Origin of the sequence: Streptococcus mitis (assembly GCF_001281025.1) — a bacterium.
In the GTDB taxonomy this organism is placed as follows: Bacteria; Bacillota; Bacilli; order Lactobacillales; family Streptococcaceae; genus Streptococcus; species Streptococcus mitis_AK.
Genome location: NZ_CP012646.1, coordinates 1,352,370 through 1,364,847 on the forward strand (window position 1 = coordinate 1,352,370; position 12,478 = coordinate 1,364,847).

Consider the following 12,478-nt stretch of genomic DNA (forward strand, 5'->3'; position numbering starts at 1 on the left):
AACCCGAAGGAGATATATTATGGCTACTATTCAATGGTTTCCTGGTCACATGTCTAAAGCGCGTCGACAGGTGCAGGAAAATTTAAAATTTGTTGATTTTGTAACGATTTTGGTGGATGCTCGTTTACCTCTATCTAGTCAAAATCCTATGTTGACAAAGATTGTTGGTGACAAACCAAAACTCTTGATTTTAAACAAGGCGGACTTGGCCGATCCAGCAATGACCAAAGAATGGCGTCAGTATTTTGAATCAAAGGGAATCCAGACTCTAGCTATCAACTCCAAAGAACAAGTAACTGTAAAAGTTGTAACAGATGCGGCCAAAAAGCTCATGGCTGATAAGATTGCTCGCCAGAGAGAACGTGGGATAAAAATTGAAACCTTGCGTACCATGATTATCGGGATTCCAAATGCTGGTAAATCAACGCTTATGAACCGTTTGGCTGGTAAGAAAATTGCCGTTGTCGGCAATAAACCAGGTGTAACCAAGGGACAACAATGGCTCAAAACCAATAAAGACCTTGAAATCTTGGATACACCGGGGATTCTTTGGCCTAAGTTTGAGGATGAAACTGTTGCTCTTAAACTAGCCTTGACTGGAGCTATCAAAGACCAGCTGCTTCCTATGGATGAGGTGACAATTTTTGGTATCAATTATTTCAAAGAACATTATCCAGAAAAGTTGGCTGAACGCTTCAAACAAATGAAAATTGAAGAAGAAGCGCCTGTTATTATTATGGATATGACCCGTGCCCTCGGTTTCCGTGACGACTATGATCGTTTTTACAGCCTCTTCGTGAAGGAAGTCCGCGATGGCAAACTCGGTAACTATACCTTAGATACATTGGATGACCTCGATGGCGACGATTAAAGAAATCAAAGAACTCCTTGCAACAGTCAAGGACTTAGATAACCCTGTTTTTTTAGAACTTGAAAAGGATAGTCGCTCTGGAGTTCAAAAGGAAATCAGCAAGCGTAAAAAAGCCATTCAAGCTGAATTGGATGAGGATCTTCGTTTGGAATCCATGCTTTCCTATGAAAAAGAACTTTATAAGCAAGGATTGACCTTAATTGCAGGTGTTGATGAGGTCGGTCGTGGTCCTCTTGCTGGTCCTGTAGTCGCTGCAGCCGTTATTTTACCTAAAAATTGTAAAATTAGAGGTCTCAACGACAGCAAGAAAATTCCTAAAAAGAAACATCTGGAGATTTTCCAAGCAGTTCAGGAGCAAGCCTTGTCAATCGGCATTGGTATCATGGATAATCAGGTCATCGACCAAGTCAATATCTATGAAGCAACCAAACTAGCTATGAAGGAAGCAATCTCCCAGCTCCGTCCGCAACCTGAGCACCTTTTGATAGATGCCATGAAACTGGATTTACCAATTTCACAAACATCTATCATCAAGGGAGATGCCAATTCCCTTTCAATTGCAGCGGCTTCTATAATAGCCAAGGTGACACGTGATGAATTGATGAAGGAATACGATCAGCAGTTCCCTGGCTATGATTTTGCTGCTAATGCAGGATATGGAACTGCTAAACACCTGGAAGGCCTCACAAAACTAGGAGTTACCCCAATTCACCGAACCAGCTTTGAACCCGTTAAATCACTGGTTTTAGGAGAAAAAGAAAGTTAAGTTAGAAGGAATGATTATGGAGGAACAGTCAGAAACACTCAGTTCCAAGAAAGAATTTGCCTTTGCCTCGAGTACCATATTATCCCAAGTTGGACGAGGAATCATCGTCGGTCTCGTTGTTGGAATTATCGTTGGATCCTTTCGTTTCTTAATCGAAAAAGGCTTCCACCTGATACAAGGACTTTATCAAGATCAAGCGCACCTAGTGCGCAATCTTTTTATCATTGGTCTATTTTATTTAATAGTTTGTTGGCTCAGTGCTAAATTAACACGGTCAGAAAAAGATATCAAAGGCTCAGGAATTCCTCAAGTCGAAGCCGAACTGAAAGGCCTCATGACCCTCAACTGGTGGGGCGTTCTTTGGAAAAAATATATCCTAGGAATTCTTGCTATTGCTAGTGGTCTTATGCTGGGGCGTGAAGGGCCAAGTATTCAACTTGGAGCTGTTGGTGGTAAAGGAATTGCCAAATGGCTCAAATCCAGTCCAGTAGAGGAACGCTCCTTGATTGCTAGTGGAGCTGCCGCTGGTCTAGCTGCAGCCTTTAATGCGCCGATTGCAGGACTTCTCTTTGTGGTAGAAGAAGTCTATCATCACTTTTCTCGATTTTTCTGGGTTTCCACTCTAGCAGCTAGTCTCGTAGCAAACTTTGTTTCTCTGCTCATATTTGGCCTAACACCCGTACTGGATATGCCAGACAACATCCCACTCATGACCTTAGATCAGTATTGGATTTACCTCCTTATGGGAATTTTTCTAGGACTTTCCGGTTTTCTCTATGAGAAAGCTGTGCTCAATGTTGGTCGAGTTTATGATTGGCTTGGTCAAAAAATCCATTTGGATAGAGCTTATTATCCAATTTTTGCCTTTATTCTCATCCTACCAGTCGGAATCTTCTTACCCCAAATCCTTGGTGGTGGAAATCAGCTGGTTCTTTCCCTAACTGAGCAAGATTTTAGTTTCCAAGTTCTATTAGTTTACTTTTTGATTCGCTTTGTTTGGAGCATGATTAGTTATGGAAGTGGTCTTCCAGGAGGAATTTTCCTACCAATTTTGGCGCTTGGCTCCTTACTTGGAGCTCTAGTTGGTGTTATTTGTGTCAATCTTGGACTTGTCAGTCAAGAGCAATTCCCTATATTTGTCATTCTAGGAATGAGTGGTTATTTTGGAGCAATATCTAAGGCTCCCTTAACTGCTATGATACTCGTAACTGAGATGGTAGGAGATATTCGCAACCTCATGCCACTTGGATTAGTAACCTTGGTCGCCTACATCATCATGGATCTACTCAAGGGTGCACCAGTCTATGAGGCTATGTTGGAAAAAATGCTGCCAGAAGAAGCGACAGATGAAGGAGAAGTCACTCTCATTGAAATCCCTGTTTCTGACAAAATCGCTGGAAAACAGGTTCATGAACTCAACCTACCACATAATATCCTCATCACCACCCAAGTCCATAACGGTAAAAGTCAAACCGTTAACGGTTCAACCAGAATGTATCTCGGAGATATGATTCACCTAGTTATTCCAAAAAGTGAAATTGGGAAAGTAAAAGATTTATTGTTGTAGGAGCTTTTTACATAATTTATGTTATGTAAAAAATAAACTTCTTAATTAATTAAATATATTAGAAAACCGATTCTCAGCAATGAGATCGGTTATTTTTTACTTACAAGATATCTCACGTACAAGTAACTGAACTTTGGTAAAAATAAGATTATAATTAAGTTAGAAATGATAATGCATAAAGCTAGAAAGGAGTTTACTGTATCAAATCTGTACAGCAAGATTAAAATAATAAAAAAGAAAACGATAGCAATCATACAATGCATTTTGTATCTCATAGCTCCTTATATATCTCTTCAGTTATGTAGAATGAACAGAAGTTTAGTGGGTGAGTTCTTTATTATTTTCTTTATTCTGTTGACTATTTCATTCTGGTTTAGTATTTAGAAACTAGAAAAAGCACTAGCTAATGATTCACAATGAAACTCCAAAGATTTAGATCCGTTTTACACAGGTTTAAGTCTTTTTTAAAAAGCTCTATAACATCTTTCCGAAAAACTATAATTTTCTTGAAAAATAAATAAGCCTATGCTATACTACTAGTAGACTTATTTATGGAGAAAATACATGAAACGTGAGATTTTACTGGAACGAATCGACAAACTAAAAAAAATCATGCCCTGGTATGTTCTGGAATACTACCAATCTAAGCTTGCTGTGCCCTACAGTTTTACAACACTGTACGAATACCTCAAGGAATACGATCGATTTTTCAGTTGGGTTTTGGAGTCTGGGATTTCAAACGCTGATAAAATATCTGATATTCCTTTATCTGTATTGGAAAACATGTCTAAGAAAGACATGGAATCCTTTATTCTTTACCTACGTGAACGTCCTTTGCTAAACGCTAATACAACCAAGCAAGGAGTTTCTCAGACAACCATCAATCGGACTTTGTCAGCACTTTCCAGTCTTTACAAGTATCTGACCGAGGAAGTTGAAAACGATCAGGGAGAGCCTTATTTTTATCGTAATGTAATGAAGAAAGTTTCAACAAAGAAAAAGAAAGAAACGCTTGCTGCCAGAGCTGAAAACATCAAGCAAAAACTCTTTTTAGGTAATGAAACAGAAGGTTTTCTAACTTATATTGACCAAGAGTATCCACAACAACTTTCAAATCGCGCTCTCTCATCATTTAACAAAAATAAAGAACGTGATTTGGCCATTATTGCCCTTCTCTTGGCGTCTGGTGTCCGCTTATCTGAAGCTGTTAATCTGGATCTAAGGGATCTCAATCTCAAAATGATGGTTATTGATGTCACTCGAAAAGGGGGAAAACGTGACTCGGTCAATGTCGCTGCTTTTGCTAAGCCTTATTTAGAGAATTATCTGGCCATTCGTAATCAACGCTATAAGACAGAAAAAACAGATACAGCCCTTTTTTTGACACTCTACAGAGGTCTTCCTAATCGTATCGATGCTTCCAGTGTGGAAAAGATGGTTGCTAAGTACTCTGAGGACTTCAAAGTCCGTGTAACTCCCCATAAACTGCGCCATACGCTAGCAACCAGGCTTTATGATGCGACTAAATCGCAAGTTTTGGTCAGCCATCAGCTAGGACATGCCAGTACACAAGTCACTGACCTCTATACCCATATCGTTAATGATGAACAAAAGAATGCTCTAGATAGTTTATAAAATACATAAAATAAATTATGTAATATATGATTTTTAAAAAAGAAGCTGGTCCTACAACCAACTTCTTTTTGATTTATCCGACTACCGCTTCAGCAATTTCTTCACGGCTAATACCAGCGAAGTAGCGTGTGATATCAATGGTTTCTAGCGCTTTGAGGACATCTTCGCGTTCGTATTTCACCCCACGAAGGACATCTTCTACTGCAGCAACGTCTTCGATACCAAAGAAGTCACCATAAATCTTGATGTCTTGGATTTTTGATTCAGTAACGTTAGCAAAGACTTCCACCTTACCACTAGTGAATTTTGTTCCACGACGGACGTTAAATTCAGGTGATTTACCGTAGTTCCAGTCCCAAGTTCCAAACTTAGTATCTTTGATACGGTTAATTTCAGCTAATTCTTCCTCAGAAAAAACGTATTCTGTCATCTCTGGATACTCTTTTTTCATGTATTCCAAGAGTAAGTCACGGAATTCTTCGACTGTGATTTTTTCTGGTAATTCATTGATAATATTGGTCACACGAGCACGAACCGATTTCACACCTTTTGATTCAAATTTATCCTTTGAAACCTTGAGGGCATTTGCGAGGACTGACAAATCAACGTCAAAGAGCAAGCAACCGTGGTGCATGATACGGCCGTTGATATAGGCTTGGGCATTTCCACAGAATTTCTTACCGTCGATTTCTAAGTCGTTACGACCTGTAAATTCAGCCTTAACCCCAAGTTGAGCCAAAGTATTGATAACAGGAGTTGAGAAGCTCTTGAAGTCAAAAGCCTTGTTTTCATCTTCTTTTGAGATGATCGTGTAGTTGAGGTTATTTAAATCGTGGTAAACAGCTCCACCACCGCTGATACGGCGGACCACCTCAATACCATTTTCTCGAACATAATCACGGTTGATTTCTTCGATGGTATTCTGGTGACGACCAACAATGATAGATGGTTTGTTAATCCAAAGTAGGAAGATTTGATCCTCATCCAAAAGGTGTTTAAAGGCATATTCTTCCAAGGCAATATTAAAGGCAGTGTCGTTTGAATGATTGATAATATATTTCATGATATCCCTTTATACGATAGAGACTGGAAAGATATTTTCCAGTCTATTCTATCTTCGTTTTATTTTTTCTTAGGTGAGTGGATGGCCATTCCTAAAACATCCGCAAATGCTTCGTACATCACTTCAGAGTAGGTTGGGTGTCCGTGGATAGTCTTCAGCATTTCTTCAACAGTAATTTCCATTTCGATAATGCTAGACGCTTCATTGATCAATTCTGCAGCTGCAGGACCGATGATATGAACGCCAAGGATTTCCCCGTATTTCTTATCTGCAATGACTTTTACGAAACCTTGAGCAGCATCAGAAGCAATGGCACGACCGTTAGCAGCAAAGTTGAACTTACCAATAGCTACATCGTATTTCTCACGGGCTTGTTCTTCTGTCAAACCTACTGCTGCTACTTCAGGAAGAGTGTAGATAGCTGCAGGAGTCAAATTCAATTTGGCAACAGCATGATTTCCTTTAAGGGCATTTTCAGCGGCAACTTCACCCATACGGAAAGCTGCGTGAGCCAACATCTTAGTACCATTAATATCACCTGGTGCGTAGATACCTGGAACAGAAGTTTCCATGTATTCGTTGACCTTGATACGACCACGATCCAATTCAAACTCAACCTCTCCAATACCTTCAAGGTCTGGCACACGACCGATTGAAAGAAGAGCTTTATTTGCAATGATATCGTCTTTTCCTTCAACTTTAATACGAAGTTGACCATTTTCTTCGATGATTTCTTGCAGTTTAGTACCAGTCAAGATGGTCATTCCTTTACGTTCAAGGATCAAGCGAAGGTTCTTAGAAACTTCTGAATCCATAGCTGGCACGATACGATCCATCATTTCGATAACAGTCACTTTTGAACCAAATGTCATGAAGGCCTGACCGAGCTCGATACCGACAACACCACCACCGATGATAACAAGACTTTCTGGTACTTCGTTCATTTCAAGGATGTCGTCGCTGGTCATGACAAGTGGAGATTCCATACCAGGGATGTTGATCTTGCTGACTTTTGAACCACCAGCAAGGATGATTTTCTTGGTTTCAAGTAATTCAGAGCCATTTACCAAGACGTTCTTGTCTTTAGTAATGGTACCAATTCCTTTATGAACAGTAACTCCGTAGCTACGAAGAAGACCAGCAACTCCACCAACCAAAGTATTGACTACCTTAGACTTGGTTTCAAGGAGTTTGTCCATATCAACAGTGAAGTTAGGATTTTCAATCACAATACCACGATTTGCAGCATGACCGATATTTTCAATAATTTCAGCGTTATGTAGGTAGGTTTTAGTTGGGATACATCCACGGTTCAAGCAGGTTCCACCGAGTTCAGATTTCTCAACAAGGGCAACCTTCCCACCGAGTTGGGCAGCTTTAATGGCTGCAACATAACCAGCAGGACCTCCACCAATCACAACGATATCAAAAGCATCATCGCTCTTACCATCATCGTTTGAAGCACTTGCTGTAGGTACAGGGCTAGCTTCTGGCGCTGCTGCTCCAGCTGTTGGGATATTTTCCCCTTCTTCGCCAAGGTAACCGATAACTTCCGTTACAGGGACTGTTTCACCGTCCCCTTTGAGGATAGCAATCAAGTACCCATCTTCTTCGGCTTCCAATTCCATGCTGACTTTATCAGTCATGATTTCCAAAAGGATTTCTCCTTCTTTTACAAATTCTCCGACTTTTTTATTCCATTGGACGATTTGTCCTTCTGTCATATCCACGCCGGCTTTTGGCATAATTACTTCTAAGGCCATGTCTTCCTTCCTTTATCTATATCTTAAAAATGAATACTCTTGTACTTAAATCAACATTGAGATTGGATTTTCAATCAATTCTTTCAAGTCTTTCATAAACTTAGCACCAGCCATACCATCTACGACACGGTGGTCAATTGTTAAACCAAGGCTCATGATTGGGCGAATCACAATTTCACCATTGACTACAACTGGCTTCTCGATTGTCGAACTCACACCAAGGATAGCTGAGTTTGGTTGGTTAATGATAGGACCAAAGGACTGAACACCAAACATTCCCAAATTACTGATTGTGAAGGTTGAATTTTGCAGTTCACTTGGAGCCAATTTACCATCCAAGGTACGGCCAATAACATCCTTGAAGGCAACAACCAACTCTGACAAGCTCATCTTCTCAGCATTGTAAACAACAGGTGTCATCAATCCATTATCCATCCCAACTGCCATGGCAAGATTGACATAGTTGTGAGTGATAATGGTCTTGCCATCTTCTGTCAATGAAGCGTTGATATAAGGGTGTTTCATAAGTGTCTTAACAACTGCAAGTGAAAGAAGGTCTGTTACAGTAGTTTTTTTACCAGTTGCTTCCATGATTGGCTCAAGAACCTTCTTACGAAGAGCCAACATTTCAGTCATATCAACTTCATAGTTGAGCGTGAAGGTTGGCGCAGTTAGGTAAGACTCAACCATACGTTGAGCAATAACCTTACGCATTGGTGTCATTGGAATACGTTCAATTTCACCGTATGGTGTTACATTATCAGGAACTTCTTCCACTTTTTCAATCTGAGCAGGAGACTTGATGGTATCGTTTTCGATATTTTCAGGAAGCAAGGTCAAAACATCCTTCTTCATGATTTTACCACGATGACCGGTTCCTTGAATCTCCTGCCAAGCAATGTTATGTTCGAGGGCAATTCGTTTTGCAAGTGGCGAAATGCGAACCACATTTGTGTCTTTATAAGTTTCCACGTCTTCTTTGTGGACACGACCGTTTGCACCTGAGCCAGAAACGTCGTAGAGGTTGATCCCTAGATCATCCGCTAACTTTCTAGCCGCAGGAGTCGCTCTTAGCTTGTCATCAGCCATGACCTCTCCAATTCTATTTATGATACAAAGGGCGTTAAAAGCGACTGAAAAATAGGAAATCGACGATGGCTTCGATTAAGCCAAGGAGATTTATCTTTTTTCCGAGCTTTTAGCCCGTGCTCAACTCTACAAGCAACTTGGATACAACACGTATCTCAAGTTACTAAAGTTAAAAACAACCGTTATTTTACATAACTTATCTTATGTAATTCTATTCTTTATTATATGTTTTACGGATAGCATCTTTGATGCTTTCAACTGTTGGAATCATTGCATTCTCTAGGTTTTGCGCATAAGGCATCGGCACATCTTCTCCTGCACAACGACGAATTGGTGCATCTAGATAGTCAAATGCTTCCGATTCTGAAATAATAGCTGAAATCTCTCCGATATAGCCGCTTGTTTTGTGGGCATCGTTTACCAGAACAACCTTACCAGTCTTCTTAACTGAGTTAATGATGATATCCTTATCAAGCGGAACAAGGGTACGTGGGTCCACAATCTCAACAGAAATTCCTTCTTCTGCTAATTCTTCAGCAGCTTGAACCACACGGCGTAGCATTTTTCCATAAGTAACAACTGTTACATCCGTACCTTCACGTTTAATTTCGCCAACCCCAAGTGGGATCGTGTAGTCTGGATCAACTGGCACTTCCCCTTTTTGGTTAAATTCTGACTTGTACTCAAGAATAATAACTGGGTTGTTATCACGGATAGAAGACTTAAGCAGTCCTTTCATGTCCGCAGGTGTTCCGGGTGCCACAACCTTAAGACCAGGAATGTGAGTAAACCAAGACTCTAGAGACTGTGAATGCTGGGCGGCAGATCCAACTCCATTACCAGCTGCACAACGGACAGTCATTGGAACTTGACCTTTACCACCAAACATATAACGTGTTTTAGCAGCTTGGTTGACGATATTGTCCATTGCAATAACAGAAAAGTCCATGAAGGTCATATCGACGATTGGACGAAGGCCTGTCATGGCTGCTCCTGCTGCTGCTCCTGAGATAGCAGCTTCAGAAATCGGACAGTCACGAACACGTTCTGGTCCAAATTCTTCGAGCATTCCAACAGAAGTACCGAAGTCGCCTCCGAAGACACCGACGTCTTCTCCCATCAAGAACACATTTTCATCGCGACGCATTTCCTCAGACATAGCAAGGATAATGGTGTCACGGAAGGACATTGTTTTTGTTTCCATTTTATCTCTTTCTCCTTAGTCTGCGTAAATATCTTCAAATGCTGATTCAAGCGGTGGGAATGGACTTTCCTCTGCAAATTTAACAGAAGCTTCTACCGCTTCCTTAACTTGCGCTTGGATTTCTTCCAATTCTTCGGCACTTGCAATGTTATTTTCAATAAGGTAATTGCGGAGGTTTTCAATTGGATCTTTTTGTTTCCACAATTCCACTTCTTCACGCGTACGATATTTACCAGGATCAGATGATGAGTGACCGAGCCAGCGATAAGTAACACTTTCAATCAAGACTGGACCATTACCACCACGAACATGGTCTACAGCTTTCTTAAATCCTTCGTAGACGTCGATGACATTGTTTCCATCTTCGATGAACATTCCAGGAATTCCATAAGCGACGCTACGTTGATGGATATGTTCTACATTGGTCATTTTCTTGATATCCGCAGAGATACCGTAACCGTTGTTAATGCAATAGAAAATGACTGGCAGGTTCCAGATTGAAGCCATGTTCACTGCTTCGTGGAAAACACCTTCGTTGGTCGCACCATCTCCAAAGAAGCAGACAACGATTTTACCGGTATTTTGCATTTGCTGACTGAGGGCTGCACCAACAGCGATTCCCATACCACCACCTACGATACCATTGGCACCAAGGTTACCAGCATCAAGGTCAGCAATATGCATAGAACCACCTTTACCTTTACAGGTTCCAGTGTATTTACCAAGGATTTCAGCCATCATTCCGTTTAGGTCAATTCCTTTAGCAATAGCTTGTCCATGACCACGGTGGTTTGATGTGATCAGATCATCTGGATTGAGAGCCAACATAGCACCCACGTTAACCGCCTCTTCTCCAACAGAAAAGTGCGTCATTCCTGGCACTTTCCCTTTCTTTACTAATTGCGCAATTTTTAAGTCCATACGACGGATTTCTTCCATCTTTCGGAACATCTCTAGCAAAAGATTTTTATCTAAAGTTGACATCTTCTTGCCTTTCTAACTTTCTTCTTACCTTACTATTTTACCGTTTTTGACAAATACTGTCAAAGTTTTTCTAAAGAAAATTTCACAAAATCAAAAAGAAAACCCCATAGGAACAAGGGATTTTCTTATCAAGAACATTTTTTCACAAACTTTCTATCGTTTAGATTTTTCTAAAGATTCAAACCTCTTCATAATCACAGTTAAACGCCAACGGTATAGCGCCCCACTCACAATTAGACTAATAATCAAGCCAATCCAGTAAGAATAAGCTCCAAAATCTGTTAGTGAATCGAAGACCATAGCCACTGGGATTGCTACGCCCCAATAACCAACCAAACCAAGGTAAAAAGGAATAACGGTATCCTTATAACCCCTCAAAATTCCCTGAAGCGGTGCCGCAAAGGTATCTGCTAACTGGAAGAAAAGGCTGTAAGTCAAAAAACGCGCTGTCAAATCGATAAATTCTGAGTCGTTCCCATAAAGACTGGCCACATTTCCCCTAAAAATGTAAAGGAAGGTTAAGGTGAAGGCTGCAAAAATGAGGGCAGTCCATCTTCCTAGACCAATATAGGTTTTCGCATCATCAAATCGCTTGGCTCCCACTTCATAGGAAACGACAATAGCCATAGCCGATGAGATACTCATAGGAAAGGCGTACATAAGACTTGAAAAGTTCATAGCTGACTGATGACTAGCGATAATCAAGGACGAAAACTTAGCCATAATCAAGCCAACCACAGAAAAGATAGCCACTTCCGCGAAGACAGTTCCTCCAATAGGCAGACCTAAGCGAACTCCTTCCTTGATTTTATCCATATTAAGCGGAATGCATTTCTCAAAATGCAAGGCTTTGAGCTTCTCCTGTTTAAATAGAACCAAAACAGAAATCCCCAGCAAGACCCAGTAGGCCAAGGATGTTCCTAAACCAGCACCAGCACCTCCCAGCTCTGGAACTCCAAAGGCACCGTAAATCAAGAGATAGTTAAATCCGCTATTGAGAGGGAGTAACAAAAGCATGAGGTACATGGACAGCTTGGTCAAGCCCAGCGAATCCAGCAAGGAACGAATGACACTAAAAAGCAACAGGGGGATAATTCCGATAGATAAAAACCAGAGATAGCGAACCGCTACTGCTGCCACCGGTGCTTCTAGTCCAATATGATTCAAGATTGGTGGTGCCAATAAAAGCACCATCCCCAGTAAGACCACGGATAGGCCCAAGGCCAGATAGATGAACTGGTAAAAATCAGACGCAACCTCTTCCTTTTTACCTCGACCAAGATGGTGACCAATGATAGGCACCAGAGCTGACACAATCCCTGTCAGGAATGTGAAGAAAGGATTCCAGATACTGGTTGCCATAGACACACCAGCCAAGTCCATGGTATTGTATTGACCTGTCATAGTCGTATCAACAAAGGAGGCAGAATAATTGGCAAATTGATAAATAAGGATAGGGAAAAATATCTTTAAAAATAAGATAAATTTATCTTTAAAATGATGGGTTTGGTACATATAGTCTCTCTATTTTTCTAG

At 40.7% G+C, this 12,478-nt stretch carries 10 protein-coding genes; 4 read left to right on the top strand and 6 right to left on the bottom strand.

Annotation, left to right across the window (positions count from 1 at the left end; genetic code table 11):
• Positions 1-19 precede the first annotated feature (19 nt).
• The 4 genes from ylqF to xerS all read left to right on the top strand — a co-directional run bounded on the left by ylqF (position 20) and on the right by xerS (position 4,839).
• On the top strand, positions 20-871 hold the full coding sequence (gene ylqF, locus RN80_RS06590) for a ribosome biogenesis GTPase YlqF (RefSeq protein WP_060628378.1): 852 nt from the start codon (positions 20-22) through the stop codon (positions 869-871).
• Complete coding sequence (locus tag RN80_RS06595) at positions 858-1,637, top strand: ribonuclease HII (protein ID WP_060628379.1); 780 nt, start codon at positions 858-860, stop codon at positions 1,635-1,637. Before ylqF ends, RN80_RS06595 begins: the two co-directional genes overlap by 14 nt.
• 16 nt (positions 1,638-1,653) lie before the next feature.
• The gene (locus RN80_RS06600; protein ID WP_060628380.1) at positions 1,654-3,204 is read left to right on the top strand and encodes a ClC family H(+)/Cl(-) exchange transporter; all 1,551 of its coding nucleotides are present in this window, start codon (positions 1,654-1,656) and stop codon (positions 3,202-3,204) included.
• 564 nt (positions 3,205-3,768) lie between these two features.
• Entirely contained in the window at positions 3,769-4,839 is a 1,071-nt protein-coding gene (gene xerS, locus RN80_RS06605) for a tyrosine recombinase XerS (protein ID WP_060628381.1), read from the top strand.
• A 73-nt stretch (positions 4,840-4,912) separates the two neighbouring features.
• Here the strand turns inward: xerS and RN80_RS06610 are convergent, their stop codons facing one another.
• The 6 genes from RN80_RS06610 to pdrM form a co-directional block, all read right to left on the bottom strand.
• A complete protein-coding gene (locus tag RN80_RS06610) occupies positions 4,913-5,902 on the bottom strand; it encodes a lipoate--protein ligase (RefSeq protein ID WP_060628382.1) in 990 nt (329 codons plus the stop codon).
• A gap of 59 nt (positions 5,903-5,961) precedes the next feature.
• Positions 5,962-7,665, bottom strand: coding sequence for a dihydrolipoyl dehydrogenase (gene lpdA / locus RN80_RS06615; RefSeq protein WP_001162878.1), 1,704 nt, complete (start codon positions 7,663-7,665; stop codon positions 5,962-5,964).
• A gap of 45 nt (positions 7,666-7,710) precedes the next feature.
• On the bottom strand, positions 7,711-8,754 hold the full coding sequence (locus tag RN80_RS06620) for a dihydrolipoamide acetyltransferase (RefSeq protein ID WP_060628384.1): 1,044 nt from the start codon (positions 8,752-8,754) through the stop codon (positions 7,711-7,713).
• A gap of 211 nt (positions 8,755-8,965) precedes the next feature.
• Positions 8,966-9,958 carry an alpha-ketoacid dehydrogenase subunit beta gene (locus tag RN80_RS06625; RefSeq protein ID WP_000448714.1) on the bottom strand — a complete coding sequence of 331 codons (993 nt, stop codon included), beginning with the start codon at positions 9,956-9,958 and terminating at the stop codon, positions 8,966-8,968.
• A 15-nt stretch (positions 9,959-9,973) separates the two neighbouring features.
• Complete coding sequence (locus tag RN80_RS06630) at positions 9,974-10,942, bottom strand: thiamine pyrophosphate-dependent dehydrogenase E1 component subunit alpha (protein WP_060628386.1); 969 nt, start codon at positions 10,940-10,942, stop codon at positions 9,974-9,976.
• A 153-nt stretch (positions 10,943-11,095) separates the two neighbouring features.
• The gene (gene pdrM / locus RN80_RS06635; RefSeq protein ID WP_060628388.1) at positions 11,096-12,457 is read right to left on the bottom strand and encodes a sodium-coupled multidrug efflux MATE transporter PdrM; all 1,362 of its coding nucleotides are present in this window, start codon (positions 12,455-12,457) and stop codon (positions 11,096-11,098) included.
• Between the last annotated feature and the right edge of the window lie 21 nt (positions 12,458-12,478).

Bases quoted from the DNA above. Each gene is read 5' to 3' on its own strand.
- ylqF (WP_060628378.1), top strand. From the start codon at position 20: ATGGCTACTATTCAATGGTTTCCTGGTCACATGTCTAAAGCGCGTCGA.
- RN80_RS06595 (WP_060628379.1), top strand. From the start codon at position 858: ATGGCGACGATTAAAGAAATCAAAGAACTCCTTGCAACAGTCAAGGAC.
- RN80_RS06600 (WP_060628380.1), top strand. From the start codon at position 1,654: ATGGAGGAACAGTCAGAAACACTCAGTTCCAAGAAAGAATTTGCCTTT.
- xerS (WP_060628381.1), top strand. From the start codon at position 3,769: ATGAAACGTGAGATTTTACTGGAACGAATCGACAAACTAAAAAAAATC.
- RN80_RS06610 (WP_060628382.1), bottom strand. From the start codon at position 5,902: ATGAAATATATTATCAATCATTCAAACGACACTGCCTTTAATATTGCC.
- lpdA (WP_001162878.1), bottom strand. From the start codon at position 7,665: ATGGCCTTAGAAGTAATTATGCCAAAAGCCGGCGTGGATATGACAGAA.
- RN80_RS06620 (WP_060628384.1), bottom strand. From the start codon at position 8,754: ATGGCTGATGACAAGCTAAGAGCGACTCCTGCGGCTAGAAAGTTAGCG.
- RN80_RS06625 (WP_000448714.1), bottom strand. From the start codon at position 9,958: ATGGAAACAAAAACAATGTCCTTCCGTGACACCATTATCCTTGCTATG.
- RN80_RS06630 (WP_060628386.1), bottom strand. From the start codon at position 10,942: ATGTCAACTTTAGATAAAAATCTTTTGCTAGAGATGTTCCGAAAGATG.
- pdrM (WP_060628388.1), bottom strand. From the start codon at position 12,457: ATGTACCAAACCCATCATTTTAAAGATAAATTTATCTTATTTTTAAAG.